Source organism: Caproiciproducens sp. LBM24188 (assembly GCF_054130445.1).
The window spans coordinates 1,026,496-1,048,264 of record NZ_CP196862.1 but is presented as its reverse complement, the minus strand read 5'-3'; the positions used below and the strand labels follow the sequence as shown (position 1 = coordinate 1,048,264).

22 protein-coding genes and 1 pseudogene are annotated in these 21,769 nt (G+C 49.3%); 6 read left to right on the top strand and 17 right to left on the bottom strand.

The window, feature by feature from the left end; all coding sequences use genetic code 11:
* Positions 1–212: 212 nt before the first annotated feature.
* Positions 213–899 (bottom strand): hypothetical protein, encoded by a 687-nt coding sequence (locus tag ACSVDI_RS04960; protein ID WP_457945222.1) that lies wholly within the window; start codon positions 897–899, stop codon positions 213–215.
* Positions 886–2,484: a DUF1538 domain-containing protein gene (locus ACSVDI_RS04955; protein ID WP_457945221.1), complete on the bottom strand. Its 1,599-nt coding sequence runs from the start codon at positions 2,482–2,484 to the stop codon at positions 886–888. The genes ACSVDI_RS04960 and ACSVDI_RS04955 overlap by 14 nt, the downstream gene beginning before the upstream one ends.
* Positions 2,485–3,094: 610 nt before the next feature.
* Between ACSVDI_RS04955 and gdhA the strand changes: the two genes are divergently transcribed.
* Positions 3,095–4,426: an NADP-specific glutamate dehydrogenase gene (gene gdhA, locus ACSVDI_RS04950; protein WP_457945220.1), complete on the top strand. Its 1,332-nt coding sequence runs from the start codon at positions 3,095–3,097 to the stop codon at positions 4,424–4,426.
* Between the two features lie 265 nt (positions 4,427–4,691).
* Here the strand turns inward: gdhA and feoB are convergent, their stop codons facing one another.
* From feoB to ACSVDI_RS04900, 10 genes are all read right to left on the bottom strand, one after another.
* Positions 4,692–6,851 (bottom strand): ferrous iron transport protein B, encoded by a 2,160-nt coding sequence (gene feoB, locus ACSVDI_RS04945; protein ID WP_457945219.1) that lies wholly within the window; start codon positions 6,849–6,851, stop codon positions 4,692–4,694.
* A 329-nt stretch (positions 6,852–7,180) separates the two neighbouring features.
* On the bottom strand, positions 7,181–8,155 hold the full coding sequence (locus tag ACSVDI_RS04940; protein WP_457945218.1) for an ABC transporter ATP-binding protein: 975 nt from the start codon (positions 8,153–8,155) through the stop codon (positions 7,181–7,183).
* On the bottom strand, positions 8,152–9,135 hold the full coding sequence (locus ACSVDI_RS04935) for an ABC transporter ATP-binding protein (protein WP_457945217.1): 984 nt from the start codon (positions 9,133–9,135) through the stop codon (positions 8,152–8,154). Before ACSVDI_RS04935 ends, ACSVDI_RS04940 begins: the two co-directional genes overlap by 4 nt.
* A 14-nt stretch (positions 9,136–9,149) precedes the next feature.
* Positions 9,150–10,052, bottom strand: coding sequence for a nickel transporter permease (nikC, locus tag ACSVDI_RS04930; protein WP_457945216.1), 903 nt, complete (start codon positions 10,050–10,052; stop codon positions 9,150–9,152).
* A 6-nt stretch (positions 10,053–10,058) separates the two neighbouring features.
* Positions 10,059–11,075 (bottom strand): ABC transporter permease, encoded by a 1,017-nt coding sequence (locus ACSVDI_RS04925; RefSeq protein ID WP_457945215.1) that lies wholly within the window; start codon positions 11,073–11,075, stop codon positions 10,059–10,061.
* Positions 11,076–11,346: 271 nt separating this feature from the next.
* The gene (locus tag ACSVDI_RS04920) at positions 11,347–12,951 is read right to left on the bottom strand and encodes an ABC transporter substrate-binding protein (protein ID WP_457945214.1); all 1,605 of its coding nucleotides are present in this window, start codon (positions 12,949–12,951) and stop codon (positions 11,347–11,349) included.
* Between the two features lie 370 nt (positions 12,952–13,321).
* Positions 13,322–13,888 carry an HDIG domain-containing metalloprotein gene (locus tag ACSVDI_RS04915; RefSeq protein WP_457945213.1) on the bottom strand — a complete coding sequence of 189 codons (567 nt, stop codon included), beginning with the start codon at positions 13,886–13,888 and terminating at the stop codon, positions 13,322–13,324.
* A gap of 187 nt (positions 13,889–14,075) precedes the next feature.
* Complete coding sequence (gene msrB, locus ACSVDI_RS04910) at positions 14,076–15,026, bottom strand: peptide-methionine (R)-S-oxide reductase MsrB (RefSeq protein ID WP_457945212.1); 951 nt, start codon at positions 15,024–15,026, stop codon at positions 14,076–14,078.
* Positions 15,027–15,103: 77 nt separating this feature from the next.
* A complete protein-coding gene (locus ACSVDI_RS04905) occupies positions 15,104–15,853 on the bottom strand; it encodes a nitroreductase family protein (RefSeq protein ID WP_457945210.1) in 750 nt (249 codons plus the stop codon).
* Between the two features lie 39 nt (positions 15,854–15,892).
* Positions 15,893–16,285: a winged helix-turn-helix transcriptional regulator gene (locus ACSVDI_RS04900; RefSeq protein WP_457945208.1), complete on the bottom strand. Its 393-nt coding sequence runs from the start codon at positions 16,283–16,285 to the stop codon at positions 15,893–15,895.
* A 141-nt stretch (positions 16,286–16,426) separates the two neighbouring features.
* Between ACSVDI_RS04900 and ACSVDI_RS04895 the strand changes: the two genes are divergently transcribed.
* On the top strand, positions 16,427–16,573 hold the full coding sequence (locus tag ACSVDI_RS04895; RefSeq protein WP_457945207.1) for a hypothetical protein: 147 nt from the start codon (positions 16,427–16,429) through the stop codon (positions 16,571–16,573).
* Positions 16,574–16,660: 87 nt separating this feature from the next.
* Here ACSVDI_RS04895 and ACSVDI_RS04890 read toward each other — a convergent pair whose 3' ends face one another.
* A complete protein-coding gene (locus ACSVDI_RS04890; RefSeq protein WP_457945206.1) occupies positions 16,661–17,581 on the bottom strand; it encodes an AEC family transporter in 921 nt (306 codons plus the stop codon).
* Positions 17,582–17,761: 180 nt separating this feature from the next.
* Here ACSVDI_RS04890 and ACSVDI_RS04885 point away from each other — a divergent pair, with 180 nt between their 5' ends.
* The 3 genes from ACSVDI_RS04885 (at position 17,762) to ACSVDI_RS04875 (ending at position 19,301) form a co-directional block, all read left to right on the top strand.
* Positions 17,762–18,571 carry an alpha/beta fold hydrolase gene (locus tag ACSVDI_RS04885; protein ID WP_457945204.1) on the top strand — a complete coding sequence of 270 codons (810 nt, stop codon included), beginning with the start codon at positions 17,762–17,764 and terminating at the stop codon, positions 18,569–18,571.
* A gap of 40 nt (positions 18,572–18,611) precedes the next feature.
* A complete protein-coding gene (locus ACSVDI_RS04880; protein ID WP_457945202.1) occupies positions 18,612–19,010 on the top strand; it encodes a hypothetical protein in 399 nt (132 codons plus the stop codon).
* Positions 19,011–19,115: 105 nt separating this feature from the next.
* Positions 19,116–19,301 carry a hypothetical protein gene (locus ACSVDI_RS04875; RefSeq protein WP_457945200.1) on the top strand — a complete coding sequence of 62 codons (186 nt, stop codon included), beginning with the start codon at positions 19,116–19,118 and terminating at the stop codon, positions 19,299–19,301.
* A 143-nt stretch (positions 19,302–19,444) separates the two neighbouring features.
* On the opposite strand, the gene thpR is transcribed toward ACSVDI_RS04875, so the two are convergent.
* The 3 genes from thpR to ACSVDI_RS04860 form a co-directional block, all read right to left on the bottom strand.
* Positions 19,445–19,975: an RNA 2',3'-cyclic phosphodiesterase gene (gene thpR / locus ACSVDI_RS04870; protein WP_457945199.1), complete on the bottom strand. Its 531-nt coding sequence runs from the start codon at positions 19,973–19,975 to the stop codon at positions 19,445–19,447.
* A gap of 79 nt (positions 19,976–20,054) precedes the next feature.
* Positions 20,055–20,555 carry a GAF domain-containing protein gene (locus tag ACSVDI_RS04865; protein WP_457945198.1) on the bottom strand — a complete coding sequence of 167 codons (501 nt, stop codon included), beginning with the start codon at positions 20,553–20,555 and terminating at the stop codon, positions 20,055–20,057.
* Positions 20,556–20,599: 44 nt separating this feature from the next.
* A complete protein-coding gene (locus tag ACSVDI_RS04860) occupies positions 20,600–20,818 on the bottom strand; it encodes a YwbE family protein (RefSeq protein WP_457945197.1) in 219 nt (72 codons plus the stop codon).
* A 232-nt stretch (positions 20,819–21,050) separates the two neighbouring features.
* On the opposite strand from ACSVDI_RS04860, the gene ACSVDI_RS04855 reads away from it, so the two are divergent.
* Positions 21,051–21,542: an amidase domain-containing protein gene (locus ACSVDI_RS04855; protein ID WP_457945195.1), complete on the top strand. Its 492-nt coding sequence runs from the start codon at positions 21,051–21,053 to the stop codon at positions 21,540–21,542.
* A gap of 7 nt (positions 21,543–21,549) precedes the next feature.
* On the opposite strand, the pseudogene ACSVDI_RS04850 reads toward ACSVDI_RS04855, so the two are convergent.
* A pseudogene (locus tag ACSVDI_RS04850) lies at positions 21,550–21,693 on the bottom strand (helix-turn-helix transcriptional regulator); the annotation flags it as partial.
* Between the last annotated feature and the right edge of the window lie 76 nt (positions 21,694–21,769).

The window sequence follows — 21,769 nt, the reverse complement described above, 5'->3', positions numbered from 1 at the left end:
CCACTTTTCTCCTTTCAACAATCACCTGTATTAAATAATATGCTTCGATGGTAAAATGGTACTTCATTGAAAGAAGAGATCAAAATTCCGCAGCAAACAGTGCTTTTCTCTGTTTCCTCTATGGAACCCGATGTTATTTTGATCCACGGTATTCTAGGCCGCTCGTCAAGAGAACTTTTGGGCACTGGTTGGAAACGGTATTGACGGTCCTATTAGGCCAATCCGGCAACATCGCTAACCGGAAGGGAAAAGGCAATCGACTTGGCTTTGGTCTGAAGTCCGGCACGTTCCATAATTGCCTGGATGATGGCATCCCGATTTTCCTGCAAAGTCAATATCAAAATAATTTCCTTTTCCGGCTGAATGGTCACCCCAAAAAGGCTTTCCGCTTCCTTTACACCCACCTGGCGTGCATGGATTGCCGTGCCGCCCGTTGCTTGTGCGGAGCGGGCAGCCTCCATAATATCATCGGTATAGCCTCGGTTCGAGACGGTAACAATCAACTCATACTGCTTGTTTTGTAACATTTTATTTTCCTCCTGCGCAGCCTGAAGGGAATCTCTTAAATCATGTACTCCCAAGCTGCTTCCGATCGTACGAATCGGTATGGTAAAAGCGATACCGTGACCGGACTTGTGTAACTGGATTTGAGTATCCAGCAATTCCAGTATATTCTTTGTAGCATCCAAAGGCATCATACTAATAATTAAATCCTTATCGGTTTCCCCAAGGCCCAGGTAATCCAACAGCTTCGTATCGGCCGTTCCTTTGGCTAGGGTCAGAAGGTGAAAATGGAAGCCGGCATCCGCTATAATGGAAGCTGCACGCTCCCCGGAACCTCTGTTTACAATCGTTACCATTAAAGCCATCTGCGGATTTTGCATTTTACTGTTCTCCATTTTCATCGCCTTCCTCCGAAGTACGGGAATCTTCCGATTCACCCATCATATGATTTCCTGCTTCGCTTTCTGCTTGGGTGGGAATTTCTTGGGATATTTCAGCATAAATTTCCGGTTCCGCGGTTTCCTGCATGCGTTTTAGCTTTATTTTATACGATAATCCTATGATCTGCAAGGTTACCAGCGGCATCATTGCCACCATGGCAATAATTCCGAAGGCATCCGTCATTACGTTCCCGCCCAGCGCTTTACACGCCCCCATTGCAAACGGAAGCAGAAACGCCGCAGCCATGGTGCCGGCGGCCACCCCGCCGGAGTCAAATGCGATTGCCGTAAAAATTTCTGGAACAAAAGCCGTAAGTACCAAAGCAATCAGGTAACCCGGCAGAAGAATAAACCAAATGCTGAATCCTTTCATAATACGAATCATGGAAAGAACCAGTGCAATACCTACCCCCGAGGAAAGGCCAATCATCATCATTCGTTTGGAAATCGCACCGCTGGTGATTTCCTCAACTTGCCGGTTCAGTAAGTAAATCGCCGGTTCGGCCATTACAATAAAAAGGCCGAACAAAAGGCTGATTGGAATAAGAATCCAGTTGTAAGGCAAAGAAGCTAACGTACTTCCCAGATAAGTGCCCACAGGCATAAAACCAATATTCACACCGACCAAAAACACGGTAAGTCCAGCAACCGTATACACCAGGCCCACAATGATTTTAAACATCTGATTTTTGGGAAGCTTCAACCGCACCGCATTTAAAATAAGAAAAATAATGACGATGGGCAGCAGCGCCATTATCACTTCTTTTACAAATACGCGGAAGCCGTTGGCGTAAAGAAGCACGAGCTCCTGAAAACTGTCCACGCTGCTGGCAGTTTCAAACGCATAACCACTCGCGGAAGAATCAAAAAAGATGCCAAGAATCAGCACGGTCAGAATGGGACCGACGGAGCACAGGGCGCAAAGTCCAAAGCAGTCCTCCTCTTCGTTTTTCCCGCCGCGCAAAACAGATACCCCGGCGCCAAGCGCCAGAATAAAGGGCACGGTAATCGGGCCGGTAGTAACCCCGCCAGAATCGAATGCAACTGCCAGAAAGTCCGGCGCGGCAACGGCAGCGACCAAAAAGACCGTTAAATATAAAACGATAAACATGTAGGCCAGTTTTACCCGAAAAATAATTCTTAATATCGCCAAAACCAAGAAGAGCCCGACGCCAGCAGCCACCGCGGCAACCAGTGCCCCATCTGGAATGGCCGGTACCTGTTTGGTTAATACCTGCAGGTCCGGTTCTGCAATGGTAACCGTAAAGCCTAGTATAAAACATCCCAAAATCAAAATCCATATTTTTTTTGATTTGGTCAGTTCATGCCCGATTAATTCCCCGATGGGCATGGTGGCCATATCGGCACCCAAAGTAAAAATGCTCATTCCGAGCACAAGAAAAAACGTTCCTGAAAGAAAAAGGGCGAACGTCCCAAGCGGCATACGGGCAATTGTGAGGTGTAGGGCTAGAACAATCAAGCAAATTGGTAAGACGGATTTCAGCGATTCTTCGAGTTTCTCAAATAGTTTCCTGCTCATTTTTCCCTCCTGCTGCATCAATAGTAATAATATATTAATTATAACATATATCGGTTAAATTAGGCAAATAAAACAATTTTTAAATTTGCCTAACTAATTTATTGTAAAATAGTTAGGCAATAAACTGGTAATAATTAAACAAAGCACCTTAGGCACCTAATTAGAAAGAATCCATGTTCATAGGTCGCCAGCATCCACTCGGCCTGCCCTACCATGCTGACAAATGCCTGCTTCCAGTACACCGGCTCCGATTTTAGCCTCCCGCACAGTTCAAAACATCCAATCATGATGAACCACCATATAAAAACAAAAAGAGAAAAATGGCAATTTAGAAAACTCATCCGGGCATGATACAAAATGAATATTTATTCGTTTTTATCACACTTTTTTCAGTTGCTGGATTAGTAAAATTTTCCTAAAAGTTCCAGAGAATCCGGGTGTAAGGAAACTTTTAAGCTTTGTTCCTGCAATTTGCAGCCCTAAAACATCACTTTATCCGAAAATTTTCCATAAAAAATGCAATATATTGTGCGACAATATTCAATCATAATATTGAAAAGTAAGTTTTTTTATGATAAAGTTAATAAATAAAGTTATTGGGGGCATACACATGAATTATATCGAGGAACAACTAGCAGAATTAATCAAAAGGAATCAGAGCGAGCCCGAATTTATTCAGGCTGCAACGGAAGTTCTGGAATCCATCGCTCCTGTCATTGAGCAAAACCCGAAATACCAGGAGGCCGGCATTCTGGAAAGACTTACAGAGCCTGACCGGCAGATTAAGTTCCGGGTCGCATGGACGGATGACAATGGAAAAGTACAGGTAAACCGCGGTTACCGTGTACAGTTTAACAATGCGATCGGTCCCTATAAGGGCGGACTTCGCTTTCACCCGTCTGTAAACCTGGGTGTTCTGAAGTTTTTGGGTTTTGAGCAGATTTTCAAAAACTCTCTTACCGGGCTGCCAATCGGCGGCGGCAAGGGCGGTTCGGATTTTGACCCCAAAGGGAAATCTGACCGTGAAGTGATGGCTTTCTGCCAGAGTTTTATGACCGAGCTGTATCGTCACATCGGCCCCGACACGGATGTCCCCGCAGGTGATATCGGTGTAGGCGGACGTGAAATTGGTTTCCTGTTTGGGCAGTACAAACGCCTTCGCAATGAATATTCCGGCATTCTGACTGGCAAAGGATTAACCTATGGCGGTTCGCTGGCCCGTACGGAAGCAACCGGTTACGGTCTGCTCTATTTTACCGACGCCATGCTGAAGAAAAACGGTCTGTCGATTCAAGGCAAAACCATCGCCATTTCCGGTGCCGGCAATGTTGCAATTTATGCATGTCAAAAAGCGCAAGAGCTCGGCGGCAAGGTTGTTACCATGAGCGACTCCACCGGCTGGATTTATGACGCAGAAGGAATTGACCTGAAAGCAGTCAAAGAAATCAAGGAAGTAAAGCGCGGCCGTTTGTCAGAGTACAAAGCTTACCGTCCGAATTCCGTTTATCACGAGGGCAAAGGCGTGTGGACAACCCCCTGCGATATTGCACTGCCTTGCGCAACACAAAACGAACTGCTCCTCGACGATGCAAAAGAACTTGTCAAGAACGGCGTAATTGCCGTCGCGGAAGGCGCGAATATGCCGACCAGTATTGAGGCGACCAAGTACCTGCAGAGCAACAACGTTCTGTTTGCTCCCGGCAAGGCCGCAAACGCAGGCGGTGTTGCCACCTCAGCGCTTGAAATGAGCCAGAACAGCATGCGTCTTTCCTGGACTTTTGAAGAAGTCGACGAAAAGCTGAAAGGTATTATGCAGAATATTTTCAGCAATGTTTCCAACGCAGCAGAAAAATATGGCCGCCCGAAGGATTACGTTGCCGGTGCGAATATTACAGGCTTCGTAAAAGTTGCTGACGCTATGCTGGCACAGGGTATTGTCTGATTCAAAAAACATAGCATATTTGCGTGCCATTCCTTATGTAAAAGGCTGAATACGGCGCTGTGCGGCGTTTCTCCTACTCGCGCCGTGAGCTGCATCTAATTCAGTCCAATACAGCAGATGAAACTAACAGGGGAAAAGGATCACCTTTTCCCCTGTTTTTTATGTTTAGTCACAAGCACAGGTACTATTTTACTAATTAGAATTATAGTTTGTGATAAAAATAAGAACTTCTCACTCTTGTGTAAAAGGTCCATTTCGTTTCCCATCACGCCGCTCCAAGCAGGCGAGCTGCGCCCGCGACAAGAAAACAGAGGAGCATTCCTGAAACGGTTGGAATAACAAAAGACAAGAGGGTCCATTTTAGGCTCTGCGTTTCTTTCCGAATGGTTAGGCAGGTGGTCGCGCAGGGCCAGTGCATCAAAGAAAAAAGCATCACACAAACGGCGGTCAGCCAGGTCCAGCCATGACTGACAAAAAGAGAATGCAGCTGCGCCAGACTGCTGAACTCAGTAAGCGAACCCGTTGACATATAGCTCATAATGATAATAGGAACCACAATTTCATTCGCAGGGAACCCAAGAATGAACGCCATCAGGATATAACCATCCATTCCTAATAAACGGGCAAACGGATCCAAAAACTGGGCGCACTGCGTCAAGGCACTGCTTTCGCCCACACGAATATTGGCCAACAGCCAAATTACCAGCCCAGCCGGGGCGGCAACTGCCACAGCCCGACGGAGAACAAACAGCGTTCGGTCAAAAACGGAGCGCACAATGACCTTTCCGATTTGCGGGCGGCGGTATGGCGGCAGTTCCAGATTGAACGAGGATGGCACTCCTTTCAGAATCGTATTGGATAATATTTTTGAAACGAGCAACGTCATTCCCACACCAAGCACAATTACCCCGGTCAGAATCAGTGCAGAAATAACGGACTGAAGCGGTCCGACGGCAATTCCGGCAAAAAACATAGTAATCATCGCAATTAACGTTGGGAATCGCCCGTTGCATGGAACAAAGTTATTGGTAAGGATTGCAATGAGCCGCTCCCGTGGAGAATCAATAATTCGGCAGCCAATTACACCGCATGCATTGCATCCAAACCCCATGCACATCGTCAAAGACTGTTTCCCATGAGCATTGGCCTTGCGGAAAAAATTATCCAGATTAAACGCGACGCGGGGCAGGTAACCCAAATCCTCCAGCAATGTGAAAAGCGGGAAGAAAATCGCCATAGGCGGCAGCATGACGGATACCACCCACGCTAAGGTCCGGTACATCCCATCGACAAGCAATCCGCGAACCCAGTCCGGTGCTGAAAGAGAAATAAAAAATTCGGTCAGACGGTTCTCTACCCAGAAGAGGCCATCAGCAATTAACTCAGACGGATAATTTGCGCCTGTTATGGTCAGCCACAAAATTCCGCACAGAAGCAGTACCATAATCGGAATTCCAGTGGCTCTCGAGGTTAGTATCTTATCAATTTTGCGGTCCCGTTCGGCATACTCCGCTTTTTCATATACAACCACTTCCCGGCTGATTGCCTCGCAGGAGTCCACAATTTTGGTTACGATTCGGTCACGAAAATAAGTTTTCCCGGAAGGCTCCCGTGCCAAAACAGCCTTTGCTTTTGCCAGATTTCCGGCAACATCTGGGTTGGATAAAAGATCATATCCAAAATAATTTTTCAGGGTAGTAAGCAGCTTCTCGTCGCCATCCAGAAGCTTAACGGCTACCCAGCGGCTGTTCAGTTTTTCTCCGATTGCCCGCTTCACGGCAGGCTCCAGAGTGGCAAGCGCCTGCTCTATGTCGGCATCATACGTCAGGCGAAACGGCTTTGCTGCGGAAAGCTCTGTGGTTTGGTTCCAGACCGCATCCATTAGATGGCTTAGTCCTTTTCCGCTCCGTGCACTAGTCCCCACCACTGGAATTCCTAATTTTTTCGACAGCAAGTTCAAATCAATCCGGATTTTTTTCTTTTTTGCCTCATCCAGCAGGTTGACGCAAAGAATTACCCGATTGGAAATCTCCATAGTCTGAAGGACCAGATTTAAGTTACGTTCCAGGCAGGTAGCGTCCGCAACGACCACCGTGGCATCCGGTTCCCCAAAACAAATAAAGTCACGGGCGATTTCTTCCTCTTCCGAATTTGCCATTAGAGAATAGGTTCCGGGAATATCGACTAAAATAAAGTTTTTTCCTTTGTATCGGTATTTGCCCTGGGCATTGGCAACGGTTTTTCCCGGCCAGTTTCCCGTGTGCTGGTTCATTCCGGTTAAACTGTTGAACACCGTGCTTTTCCCCACATTCGGATTGCCGGCCAACGCAATGACCTTATCTTCCGATGTTTCTTTCTCGATTTTTAAGATCCCATCACAGCTGCTTAACACTCCTGTGCCTGTCGAAGTACCGGTCAACCCCATTTTCTATACACCTCAAAACTCCATTGTATTTATTGTAGCGAAAAGCAGGAAGCCTTCGTTTTTCCGAAGAAACAGGTATCAACACCGTTAATCAATCGAATCGAACCCTGTAATACGTGTAATGATAGCGGTCGGTAAACATTTTTCATCAGGCTAATATATGATTCTTAAAAGGAAAGTGTTACGGTTTTCCAAAGCCGGAACGCCGCCGCCCGCAAACAGGAAAAGGAATGCACAAAAAATGCATCTTGATTGGCTTTTTTCGCCGTATCAAGACGCATTTTCCTACTATAGGAGGATATTTCTTTGTTCCATGTGCTCCTGCAAATTTATTTTTCCTGCCACAGCCGACAGGCGACAAAATGGCCCGGGGATACTTCTCGCAGCACCGGATTTTCCGATTCGCAGCCGTCAAACTTTTTAAAACAGCGGGAGCAGAACCGGCAGCCGTCCGGCGGATTGATCGGGCTTGGCACATCGCCGGAAAGAATAATCCGCTGTTTACGCTTTGTCGGGTCTACGGAAGGAATCGCCGAAAGAAGCGCCTGTGTGTAGGGGTGCAGCGGGTTCTCGTACAATTCCTGCTTTGGCGCAATTTCCACCAGATTGCCCAGATACATTACACCCACACGGTCGCTGATGTGTTTCACCACGTTCAGGCCATGGGCAATAAACAGATAAGTAAGGCCGAATTCTTCTTTCAGCTCATCCAGCAGGTTCAGCACCTGTGCCTGAATCGATACATCCAGCGCAGAAACGGGTTCGTCACAGACGATCAGTTTCGGTTGAACCGCCAGTGCGCGGGCGATGCCGACACGCTGGCGCTGGCCGCCGGAAAATTCATGCGGATAACGGTTCCGCTGGTGGTTTGCCAACCCCACGCAGTTCAGCAGGTAGGTCACCCGTTTTTCAATCTGATCTTTCGGAAGAAGATTGTTGATTTTAATCGGCTCAGCAATAATATCGCCGATCGTCATGCGGGGGTTCAGGGAGGCGTACGGGTCCTGGAAAATAAGCTGGATATCCTTGCAGAATTCACGGCGTTTTGCGGGGGACAACTTGGTCAAATCGGTACCCTCGAACACAATCTGTCCATCGGTCGGGGTATAAAGGTTCACCAGCATTTTTCCGATAGTGGTCTTTCCGCAGCCGGATTCCCCCACCAAACCGAACGCCTCACCTTTCTTAATCTGGAAGGAAACGCCGTCCACCGCTTTCAGAACCGTGGTCGGCCGACCGAAAAAGTCGTGCTCCAGCGTAAAATGCTTTTTTAGATTTTTTACTTCAACCAATGCTTCACTCATACCTGACCGCCCTCCTGGTTTTCCGAATCATAAAGGAAACACCGCACCTTATGGCCATCCTTTTCCAGCAGCTGCGGCATTTCCTTCCTGCAGCGGTCCATGCACCGGTCGCACCGGTCGGAAAACGGGCAGCCCTTCGGCATGTGCAGCGGATCCGGAACCATGCCTTTAATCATATAAAGCGGTTCCTTGCTGTTGTCCTCCAAACGCGGGATAGAATGCAGCAGCCCAACTGTGTAAGGATGCAGCGGGTTGGCAAACAGTTTATTCACTTCCGCCTCTTCTACCACCTGGCCGCAGTACATAACAATCACGCGGTCGGCAGCTTCGGCTACCACGCCCAGGTCGTGCGTAATCAGAAGAACCGCCATGTTGAACTCTTCGCGCATATGGTACAAAAGATCCAAAATCTGTGCCTGAATGGTAACGTCCAGAGCGGTGGTCGGTTCGTCGGCAATCAGCAGTTCCGGCCGGCAGGCAAGCGCCATGGCAATCATCACACGCTGGCGCATACCGCCGCTCATTTGGTGGGGATAATCGTTGGCACGCTCTTTCGCCGAGGGAATGCCAACCACCTCAAGCATATGTATGGTACGTTCTAGCGCCTCTTTTTTGGAAAGCTTCATATGCGTCATGACACTTTCCATAATCTGATCCTTAATCCGGTACACCGGGTTCAGAGAAGTCATCGGCTCCTGAAAAATCATGGAGATCTGGTCACCACGCACGCTCTGCATTTCTGCTTTGGATTTCTTCAACAGGTCTTCGCCCTTAAACAGAATTTCGCCTTGAGTTGTTTTCCCCGGTGGCTGTAAAAGACCCATAATAGAAAGGGAGGTTACGCTCTTTCCGGAACCGGATTCGCCCACAATGGCGAGAATTTCGCCTTTATCAACGGAAAAGCTGAGGTCATTCACGGCGGTTACAGTACCGCGTTTCAGTTGGAATTCCGTTTTTAAATGTTTCACTTCAAGCAGCATTTTCGTTCACCGCCTCATTTCTTTCTGGACTTTGGGTCAAGCGCATCGCGCAGACCATCGCCCAGAAGATTGAATGCCAGCACCGTAATCGTAATTGCGATGCCGGGGAAAATCAATGTGTAAGGGGCGGTAAAAATAAATCCCCTCGCACGGCCGAGCATATCGCCCCATTCCGCCTGGGGCGGCTGAACGCCAAGGCCGAGGAAGCCAAGCGCGGCGGTATCCAGCACAGCGGTGGAAATACCCAGCGTAGCCCTTACCACAATGGAAGACAAAACATTCGGCAGAATATGGCGGAAAATAATCCGCCCGCTCCGGTTGCCGATAACACGAGCAGCCTGAACATAGTCGTTTTCTTTTACGGAAAGGATACAGCCGCGCACAATGCGCGCGTATTCCGGGATGGAAACCAGGCCGATGGCGATGACCGCCTTGTCAATGCCTTTTCCCAGTGCCGCCATAAACGCGATGGCCAGCAGGATGGACGGAATGGCGAGCATCATATCCATAATGCGCATGATAACGGTATCCGCCCAGCCGCCTTTATAGCCGGCAATGGAGCCAAGCACCACGCCGATGGTCAGCGAAATCAAAACGGCAGCCAGACCAACGGAAAGGGAAATCCGGGCACCAGCAATAATACGGCTGAAAATATCGCGTCCAAGCTGATCCGTACCGAACAGGTGCTCCGCACTGGGCCATTGGAAACTTTGCCCCATGTTGGAAGCGTTCGGGTCATACGGCATCATTAGGGGGCCAAAAATAGCCACCAGCACCAGAAAGGCGATAATCACAAGTCCGACGACAGCCGCCTTATTTTCCAAAAGCGCTTCCCACATTTCCTTTACCTGGGACTCCGGTTTTTCCAGAACCTCGGTTTGGCCCTGAATTGCTTTTTCCTCATTCATTTCTGTCATCACAGGTCAAACCTCCTTCCTGGAAAATTTGATACGGGGGTCAATGAACGCATAAATCACATCAACCACAAGGTTAATCAGTACAAAAATCACCGCAATCAGCAGCACAACACCCTGCACAACCGGAAAATCCGATTTCAGAATGCACTGCACGGTATAGCTGCCGATTCCCGGCCAGGAAAAGACCGTTTCCGTAAGAACCGCGCCGCCTAACAGCGAGCCGAACTGCAGGCCGATGACCGTTGTTACGGGGATCATCGCGTTGCGCAGCGCATGGTGGGTAACTACTTTGCTCTCTGTAATTCCCTTTGCCCGTGCGGTGCGGATGAAGTCCTGACTCATAGTTTCCAGCATGCTGGAACGCGTCATGCGGGTAATAATTGCCATAGAGTACATACCGAGCGCCACGGCGGGAAGAATCAGATGGCGCAGCGCGTCGGTAAACGCTTCCATGTCGCCGAGCCAGAGTGTATCAATCAAATAAAGTCCCGTTCCGCCAATCGGCTGGAGCAGCGGGTTAATCCGCCCTTCGGACGGGAGAATATGTAAGACACCGGCAAACAGAATAATCAGCAAAATGCCAAGCCAGAAAATCGGCATGGAAACGCCGATGAGCGCCAGCACCATGCCGGCATGGTCAAAGAACGAGTTTTTCTTAACCGCAGAAATCACACCAATGAAGATGCCAAACAGCGAAGCAATAATAATTGCCGCAACGGCAAGTTCAATCGTCGCGGGAAAGCGGGAGAAAATCTCCTGCGTTACCGGCGTTTTGGTGTAATAGGAGGTTCCCAGGTCCCCGGTAACCGCGCCTTTAATGAAATTGAAATACTGAATATAAAGCGGGGCGTTCAGTCCATTGGCCTCCCGCCACTGATTCGCGGCTTCCACCGTCGCGTGCTGGCCGAGCACAATCGGCGCAGGGTCCGGGGAGAAAACCCGCATGATTAAAAACACAATGATGGAAACTCCCAACAGAACGGGAATCAACATCAGAATGCGTTTTACGATGTATTTAAGCATGTCTAACAACCTTTCACAGCATTTTCCAGACCTTAGAAACGAAACGCTAAAGGAAGTGCAGAGAACAGCAATTCGAAAGCGGCACGTCTTCCTTTACTTTAAGCGCTCGTTCGGCGACGGAATCAGCGCGCCCTTAAAAAATGAGTATTGCCGGAAGTTGTGTATCCTGCTGATCGTCCGAGAATCCCAGTAGAAACCGCATTTCTCACACAAATCAGCATAACAACTTCCGGCAGGTGAATCATTCAGCCAGATACCCGATGCGATTCGATTACTCCTTGGATACACCGGAAAGGAACACGTTTCCGGTCATATGATAATAGAAGTCCTTGATATTGCTGCGGTAGCCGCAAATTGTTTTCCCGTGGGAAATCGGGAGCCATACCGCATTTTCAGCGGCCATTTTTTCGAGTTGCGTGTAGATCTTATCCCGGTCCGTTCCGGCAGGAGTGGCAACACCCTTTTTGATCAGTGCGTCGTAATCTGCATTTTTAAAGCGGGATACATTCTGAGTGGGATCATCGATGGACAACAGATACATGAAGTTATCCGGGTCGCCGTTGTCGCCGTTCCAGCCGTAGAAGCAGATGTCATAATCGCCGGTTTTGACTTTTTCTTTGTAAGTTGTCCAGTCGTAAGCATCGATTGTCGCAGTTACGCCGACCGCTTTGTAATAACCCTGAATTGCTTCCGCAAGCGCCTGACCGTTTGCAGTGTTGTACGGTCTGGGGTTGGTGTAAGTAATAATGTGAAGCTTGTTTACACCGGCCGAGGCAAGCGTAGCTTTTGCGGCGGAGGCATCGAACGCAGCCTGCTTAATACTGTCGTCATAGCCCTGCATAAAAGTTGGCAGAATGGAGGTCGCCGGGTCGGCATATCCCTGATACAAGCTCTTGACCAGTTCCGGTACATTGACCGCCTGAGAAAGTGCGGTGCGCACCTTCACATCGTCCAGCGGCTTTTTGGTGGTGTTGTAGGCCAGGTAGTTGATGTTCATGCCGGGCGCTTCATAAATCTTATTGCCCGCGCTTTCAATCTGGCTGACCACTGTTGCGTCAATTCCGTCGATCATATCGGCTTCGCCGTTGTTCAAAGCAACCACTCTAGCAGAGTTGTCGGAAATAATCTTGAAAATTACATTCTGGGTTTTCGCTTTCTCGCCCCAGTAGTTATCATTCCGTTTCAGAACAACGTTCTGCCCCTTGGTCCAGCTGACAAAGGTGTAAGGTCCTGTGCCGCAGGGATGTTCGTTTACGTTATTGTTGTATTTTTTCAGAGCCGTCGGGCTGACCATCGGAGCGCCCAAGCTCATGGCAAGGTTGTTGAGGAACGGGGTGCAGGCTTCTTTCATATTGATTTTTACCGTGTACTTGTCGACAACCTCAACATCTTTTACAGAACCGAACACAAAGCTGGCGTAAGACATATCGTCGGTGGCCTGCGGCGGGAGCTGGCGGTCGATGTTGAATTTCACCGCCTCCGCGTCAAAGTCGGTGCCATCCTGGAACTTTATGCCCTCCTGCAGGTGGAACGTATATGTAAGACCATCTTCGCTGACTTCCCAGCTTTTTGCGAGGCAGGGCTCCACTTTGGTGGAATCCTTGGCGTACTTTAAAAGGCCCTCATAGATGTTGACGATTACTTTGGAAGATTCGCCGTCGTCCACCAGTGCGGGGTCAAGTCCTCTGGGGTCGGCGCCCTGTGCGAAAATCAAAGTATCCTGAGCAGTGGATTTCTGTGTGGTGCCCTGGCTGCCGGAAGCTGCGGTTGCAGCGCCCGCCGCCGTGTTTCTCTGTGGGGCAGAACAGGCCGACATTCCGGAGCATGCGATTACCGCGGCCAGCACGAATGCAAAAGCCCGATTGACTTTCTTCATCTCAAAAACCTCTCTTTCATATTTTCCAGTTTTAGCGCTTTGAATGAGCAACCATTTTCTACTTAAAACCTTTAATTAGTAAAAGCGATAGGTAGAAAAAAGAAAGGTACTTAACCAAATTTTGTCAAGCACCTTAGCTTTGAATCGATTTTATCACTATTTTTGCAAGTTTGCAATAGTGTTGATTCATTTTTATAAGAAAAATTAAAACAACGCCCTATCACAAAAGAAAAAATAAATAAAATAACAGATGTTTATTCATAATTATTAGGATCCGGAATTGACTTTGTGCACTTTCACAAAACGGAGCCGCAATTTTGCCGGGCAACGGAACTGCGGATTCCCCAAAACTCGGGCCGCCCCTTCCAAGTCAGATGTCCATCGTGTCCATCAGGCTGCGCATCGCGAGGATCGTCCGGCTGATGAGGTCATCCAAAGTCCACCCAAGCATGTCCGCTCCATTCTGTATCACCTCGCGGGAACAGCCTGCGGCAAAATTCAGCGACTTGAATTTTTTCCGAACGGATTTCAGTTCCAGGTCCGAAACGCTTTTGGACGGCCGCATCAGCGCCACCGCACCAATCAGTCCGGTGAGCTCGTCCACCGCATAAAGCACCTTCTCCATAATATGTTCCGGCTTAATATCCACCGTAATTCCGTAACCATGACTGGCCGTCGCGCGCACGATGCGTTCGTCAATTCCCCTTTCCCGCATGATTTCCTGGCTCTTCACACAGTGCTGCTCCGGGTAACGTTCAAAATCCAGGTCATGCAGCAAACCAACCACTTTCCAGAACTCCACGTTTTCCGGGTCATATTCTTTTGCAAAATACCCCATTACGCCGGAAACGATTTTGGCATGTCTCAGGTGGAATTCGTCCTGATTGTACTCTTCCAGCAGCTGCTGCGCCTGTTCCATTGTTGGTACATAACTCATTTTTTCATTCCTCATTTTCTTCCAACGTTTTGCAGTTCTGTTTTTCCATATTTTAGGTATTAGTATAGCGCAAATGATTCCGCCTGTCCATGCCGGTGAACAATAAATATATAAAATTGATCGGCATAATGAAAACGCTGCCTTCCATTGCTTAAAAGCAGAAGACAGCGTAAAAGCATAGATTTCATTATTTGATGGCTGGAAGCAGGTACCCGTACCCCTGCGCTTCCATTTCCGATTCCGGCACAAAGCGAAGAGCCGCGCTGTTGATGCAGTAGCGCAACCCACCGGATTCCTTCGGGCCGTCCGGAAACACATGGCCCAAATGGGCATCGCCCGCGCGGCTGCGCACCTCGACCCGGTGCATCCCATGGGAATGGTCTTCCCTCTCGTGCAGCACATTGGGGTCGATTGGCTTGGAAAAGCTCGGCCAGCCACAGCCGGACTCAAATTTATCCGACGATGCAAACAAAGGCTCCCCGGTGGTCACATCCACGTAAATGCCCCGTTCATAATGGTTCCAGTACGTGTTCCGGAACGGCGGCTCCGTTGCGCTGTTCTGTGTCACCTCGTACTGCTCCGGCGAAAGGGTCTGTTTCAGTATTTCCCGCTCCGGCAGGGAATACAATGCCGGGTTAACAGCCCCCTGCGCCGCGCGCTGAAACTTCTCTTTGCTAATGTGACAATATCCGCCCGGGTTTTTGTCGAGATATTTCTGATGGTATTCTTCCGCGGCATAATAATTCTGCAGCAGCTTTGCTTCAACGGCAATCGGTTCCGTGTATTTTTTCTGCAGCTCCCGCAGGGAAGCACGGATCACCGGCTCATCTGCCGGATCAACATAATAGATTCCAGTGCGGTATTGGGTTCCGGTATCGCCGCCCTGCCGGTTCACAGAAGTGGGGTCAATCGCGTCATAATAAATCTCCAGTAAAAACGGCAGCGGCAGCTTCTGCGGGTCATACACCACATGGACCGTTTCTGCATGGCCGGTGTTGTGATGACAAACCTCCTGATAGCTTGGGTTTTCCGTGCGTCCGTTCGCGTAGCCGACGTCTGTGGACAGTACCCCCGGAATTTGCGCCAAATATTTTTCCGTACCCCAGAAGCATCCGCCCGCCAGATAAATTTCCGCCATATTTCTTACCGTCCTTCCACAAGGCTGGGAAACCACGCTTTCCAGTCCGGTTTTCCCAAAGTGTGTTTCCCTGCTTATTATAATTCAAATACATACCCGTTATGACCGGGCTTCCATTTTCCCTGCGCTCCGGCGCTCCAGGCGCCCAATTCAAAATGCGCCATGGCAATGCCGAGGTCCAGTCCGTGCACACCCTCCGGAAGATCCACAAAAGCCTGAACCGCCCCGTTTTCATACCGCATCTGAACCGGCTGGCTGTTCATGGCAGAAGGCGCCTTACGGGCAGTTTCCACCCCCTGCACCACCCAGTCCGGAAGTCCCTGTGAGGGCGTAATCCAGTCGCTCAGCGGCTTGCGCCGTCTTCCCGCCACGGAAACCGCCTTTTCCTTCAGGCTTTTCTCCGGGGAAACCATTCCAACTGTGATAATCGCGCTTAACTCCTCGTCACCGGTCAAGCGAATCTGTTCCTTACAGCCATTATGGTCATAGGTGCCTGAAACCCAGCAGGTACCAAGACCCATAGCGGTGCATTCCAGCACAAGCAGCTCCCCGTAATAGCCGAGTTTTTCCTGCCGATGCGCCAGTGATTTCGGCGCCGCTAGTGCAACATAGGACGGCACGCCGCGGAGCATTCCGCCGCCTTTCAGGCCTTGGAACAATTCTTCCCCATGTTCTACAAAGCGCATATTCAGCCCGCCTTCCCGGTTGCACTCCTCCGTCATTTTACGGAGCTTCGCGGCTGTTTCCGGCGTAAGCCTTTGTGCCAGATAGGTTCTGCGCGAGGTGCGGGTGTCCGCCGCCCGGTACCAGCTTTGCCTCATTTCCATAAGATTATCCCTCTTTTCCTATTTTATCGCACTCGTCTTTCATGGAGCATCATCCGACGGAACGTGATTCCTCCGGTGATTGCTCTGGGTAACACCCTTCGCCGACAAATATTTTTTGTACTCTTCCCCCCATTGGTAAATCGACTCCAAAACCGGAATAAACCGCCGCCCAATGGCGGTCAAGCTATATTCCACCCTGGGCGGCACTTGGGGGTATACCGTACGTTCCACCAGCCCGTATTCTTCCAAACTGCGCAGCTGCTTGGTCAGCGTTGCCTGCGTCAGGGAAGGCATCTTGCGGTGAAGCTCGCTGAACCGCATAGTTCCGCAGCTTAAATAGTACAGCATCAGAATCGACCATTTCCCGGAAATAATCTTCTGCGCGGTACAAACAGGACAAACTCCGAATAAATCCTCTTCTGTTGGTTTCATATACAGCTCCATAGTATCTTTTACTATACTTAGAATAAATAAATATTGTACTTGTTTTGATTATTGTATCATACTATAATATCGCTGTAAATATTGATATTGGAATTTATTGGATACTAACCAATCCCCGCGTCCGTCCCTTTGGCTACCCTGACCCACGCGTTTGAAGTAATGCCCTCCCTAAAAGAAATCTATAATGAGCAGACCGGTCGTGTGATGGGATTATGCTACCTGGAAAATCTGGACGTGGAACTGGCAGGCATGGACGGTACTTTTGAAAAGCTTTAACCCACATGGACAGTAAAAAATCCCGAAGCGCTAGCGCTTCGGGATTCTTCTATATTTTAATAATTTACAGAGCATTCCGCTAACTGGTTACAGCAGACCGGAAAGCAAAATAAACACCGGCATGGTAATAATAGAGCAAAGCGTTGTGAATGCAACCGATTTCGAAGCCAGCTTTGCGTCCCCACCGAACAGGGCGGCAAACATGGCCGTGTTCGCGCCGGACGGAGCTGCGCTCAAAATCAGCATGGTCGCCGCAATGGTCTTGTCCGGACAGGTAAAATACAGTAGACCAAAAGAAACCAAAGGAATCAAAATCATTCGAACCGCGGCCACTCCGTAAAGCGACCAATCGTTGAATAGTTCTTTCAAATTGACACGGGAAATATAGCTGCCAATTACAATCATGGCGAGCGGGGTATTCAGGGAAGCGAACGAATCCAGCGGCGTTTCCAGCAATTCCGGCAAATGGATGGAAAACGCAAAAAGAGGGAACCCCAGCACAATGCCGATAAGACCGGGATTGGCAACGATTTTTTTCCAGCCCAGCTTGTTGGAACCACTCATGGCCGCATAGCCGTGCGTCCAGACAAATACGTTGTAAACAACGAGGAACATGGAGGCGTAAGCCACGCCAACGTCGCCCATAACCGACTGCACAAGGGGAAGGCCCATAAAGCCGCAGTTGGAATACGTACAGGCAAAGCGGAGCACCTTCTTACGCTCAGACACGCTTTTCGGGAAAAAGCGCATACCGACCAAAATGCTGACCAGCATGCACAGCACGGAAAATCCGCCGGCGATCAGCAGCTTTGTCACACTGATCTGACCGATCATGCTTTGAAGTGAAGAAATAATCAGCGCCGGGGTCACAATGTAAAACAGAATAAAATTAATCTGCTGCGCACCCCGTTTGGAAATCGCACCGGTCTTTCCACTGACAAAACCGGCTGAAATCATTAAAAACAGGATTAAGACGCGTTCGGAAACCGTAAGGGCAGATGCAAGCATAAAAATAAAAGCTCCGTTCTCGAAAAGGTTCGGAAACGGGCCATGTATTGATCTCTTCCGTACCTTCTGTGATATATTTAGTAGGTAAAAGTATAAAGGAATCCCGTTCGAAAGTCAATGGCACATCCGGCTTCTAGCATCCTTCCACGCCGCATAAAATGGTATGGGGGTGGAATGAAGATGTACTATGTAAAAACCGACTACGGGGTCCGCATCGCCGTGTACGATTTGAACGCCAAAGGGCGCAAAACCGTTTTCTTCCTGCATGGCTGGCCGTTGAACCACGAAATGTTCGAATATCAGTTCAATGTTTTACCCAAACTTGGTTACCGCTGCATTTCCATGGACCTGCGCGGTTTTGGGAACAGCGACGCGCCATGGGACGGGTATGATTACAACCGTCTGTCAGACGATGTTTACGAGGTAATCCGAACCCTGAATGTGCCGCAGCTGACGCTGGTCGGCTTTTCCATGGGCGGCGCGGTTGCCATACGCTATATGGCAAGGCACCGCGGTTACCGCGTGAAAAAATTGGCGCTCGTTTCCGCGGCGGCACCCTCGTTTGTCCGCACGGATGATTTTCCATATGGGCTGACCAAGGAATCGGTCGACGTGCTTCTTTCCCAGCTTGCCCACAACCGGCCGCAGGCTGTGGAAGATTTCAGCCGCATGTTTTTTGCCTCAAAAATCACGGATAGTTTCTTCCGCTGGTTCACCGCACTGAGTCGCAGTGCAGCCGGGCACAGCACCATACATACCCTGGAAGCATTGCGGGACACAGACCTGCACGCAGACTTACGGCAGATCCGCACGCAAACGGGGATTTTCTACGGCGCACTGGATAAAATATGTCCATACCCAATCCCGCTGGAGCTTAGCAAGGGAATTCTCGGTTCCACGCTTTTCCGCTTTGACCAGAGCGGGCACGGCGTTTTTTATGACGAGATGGATAAATTCAATGAGATGTTTCTGGCTTTTTTAAATGGATGACCGGAAATGTGACGCAGAAAAGCAGAGGAAGTGAAAACGGATGCAGAAACCGGGCAGTAAAAAAGTTTTTTGGACCATTTGGATTGCCACCGCTGTAAGTTCATTTTTTGCGTTTTATATTGGCGTTGCTTGGATTGCAAAAAGCATGGTGCTGCCGCGAAACTTCCTGGCCTACATCATTGTTTCCATACTGTTTGGCGGCGCCGCCTCCGTGCTTTATCTGCTCCGGTGGAAAATTGCCTGTGCGTGCTACCTTGGCGGTATTTTTGCCGGATTCTGCATGATGTACCGAGCGTTTTCCAGCAACTTGAGCGGCTGGGAGGATTTAGCCGGGCTGATGAGCCTATTTTTCGGGCTGCTATCGGGATTATTCCTAGGCGCTGTTTTGCAGTTCGGGTACTGGCTCTGGCTTCGGCTTCATCAAACTTCGTCAAAATAAAAAAACAAGTCAAACCCTGCGGAAAACATTGCCGGATTTATTTTCCCCGCTTTCAAGCAAACTAAAAATGCAATTCTTCAAAATTCGTGAAAACGGGGTGACAGAATGGAAACCATGCATTTATGCCTGTCCGATTTATTGGATCAGGATTTAACCAGCTATGAATATTTCCACTCGCTGCCCGAGGAGATTCAGCGTAAAGTGGAAGACAGCGATGTTCGTTCCTTTGATGAATTGCAATCGTTTGTAGCACAGCTGAAACAGGAAAAAGACCAGGGCATTATTCAATAAAGACGCAAGCATTCAAAAAGCGCAGATGGGTTGTTTCATCCTCCCACTGCACTCTTTTTGTATCTTTTTATGCAGGAAAAGGCCACACCACAGATGCGCGTTTGCAGCGTGATCCAATGACGCGGCCTTCGGTTCATCCCAATTCATTCCAAAGGTTTTGCGAAAATAGAAGTATAAACCAGTTTTCCAGCCATTCGTTCCGATTTCATCAGATGAATTCCCGTTACGTTCAACTGCATGGCAGGGACGGATTTTTCAAACAATTTCCGGTCAAACCCGGGCTTTGTCAGCACTTCCCTGCCAAGCGTAAGATGCGGGCGGAACGGGCGGTTCTCCTTGTGAAACCCAATTTGGGTCAACTGTGCCCATAGGTTTTCATACAGCAGGCTGAGCGGTTCGTTCGGCCAAACCCCGACCCAGTAAATATCGCCGCCGTCACGTGAAAATTTGCCGAAACCGCCCAGCTCCATTGGAAATGGTTCGGCTTTCACTCGGTTCATCGCCGAAATGACCGCTTCCGGCTTTTGAACTTCCCCCAAAAATGCAAGCGTAAGATGCAGATTTTCTTCTCTTGTAAAATTCCCCTGCACCGAATCTTCCCGTAAGTGATCGATGACATGGCACAAAGACAGTCGAACTTCCTGCGGAAACTGAACGGCAATAAATAACCGCATCCTAAGATTCCTCCCGCTGCTTGCGTATTTTTCGTTTCTGACTAATTTGGCCCATTTTAACCCATGAACTTACGATCTGCTATCTCTCAGCCGGCCAGTTACAAGCGGTTTCAATGACACCAGCGATTTGTTCCAGCCAACGGGTATCCTCCCCGTCAAATCGGCCGACCTGCGGGGAGTCAATATCCATTACCCCAACAATTTCCCCTCTGCTGCGCAGCGGAACCACGATTTCCGAAGCGGAATCGCAGTCACACGCAATGTGGCCGGGAAATTCATGAACGTTTTCCACTGTCTGTGTGCGGTTTTGTGCAACAGCTGTTCCGCACACACCTTTGCCCACGGCAATATGCACACAGGCAGGTTTCCCCTGAAACGGTCCCAGCAGAAGCTCCCCGTTTTTTATCAGGTAAAACCCGGCCCAGTTGATTGAGGTCAGCGCTTCTTTCAGCAGCGCAGATGCGTTCGCCAGATTGGCAACGACATCGGTTTCCCCGTCCAGCATCGACTTCATCTGGGCATACAGCAGCCGATAGCACTCGGTTTTATCCTGCGGGTAAATGGAATGATTTGATTGCATGAATAACCATCCTTTCACGGCCAATCCAAAGCTTTGAACGGTTTTTACCCCTCACGGTGAGGCGGCTCATCCAAAATCTTCTGAACCCGGCCAACCATATCATTTTCTTCCAGCATAACTTTAATGCCATGGGGATGCGTTGGACGGTTGGTCAAAATTCGCTTCACGCGGCCCTTTGTCAGCTTTCCGGTCGGCTGGTCCTTTTTCAGGACAATCTCTACCAGCGCGCCGATTGCAATGTCGCTTCTTCGTTTTCCGTCCATTTGTATTCTCCTGTTTATTTACGATAAAATCAGCACCGGATTTAACGGTACCGAACATCAATCTTCCGGTAAAACTCAACCGTGGTTAATTATTTTATTATACCACGAATAACCCGAACCCAAAAGTACGATTTCCTGTCATGGTACATGGCGTGTAGGAATACAATATAGCATACCAAAATATCGTTCTGCAATCATACGCAATCAAACGCATAAAACAGGAGGCTTTACTATGTTGACTGAGCGGCCGTACCAACGGGCAAACGTGCTGGCTTACGCAGAAAGATGGGCCATGAAGCGGAACCCGGCTTATCTGAACTTTGACGGTATGGGCGGTGACTGCACCAACTTTGCCTCTCAGTGCGTTTTTGCGGGCAGCCGGGTCATGAATTTTACCCCCGTACTCGGTTGGTATTACATAAACGGCGGGAGCCGCACCGCATCTTGGAGCGGAGTCCCGTTTTTATACAACTTCATGGTTAAAAACAATGGAGCAGGTCCTTACGCAGAAGAAACGGACCGAAGCCAGGTGGAGCCGGGCGACCTTCTCCAACTGGGTGACGGCACCGGGCGCTTTTACCACACCTTGGTAATTGTGAAGGTTACCCCGGAGGAACTGTTTCTTGCGGCGCACACCTTCGATGCCTATATGCGCCCGCTGAGCAGTTACAGTTACGGAGCCGTCCGTTACCTGCATATTCTCGGCGTTCGGCAGAACCGGTAGCAACAAAGGGAATTCCCGCGGCGCTCAGTGTGTCAAGGTCGCAGTAAATGGTGCGTGTAGAAACCTCGAACCGCTCCGCAAGCTCTTTGGCTGTTACGTTTTTCCGTTCCATTAAAAGGTAGACGATTTCAAACAAACGGTTCATCTGCAATGCACTCAACACCCCGTCACTGACCGCGGTACGCTTTGAAAAAGGGACACCGCCTCTGTCGTTTACGGCAGGGGGA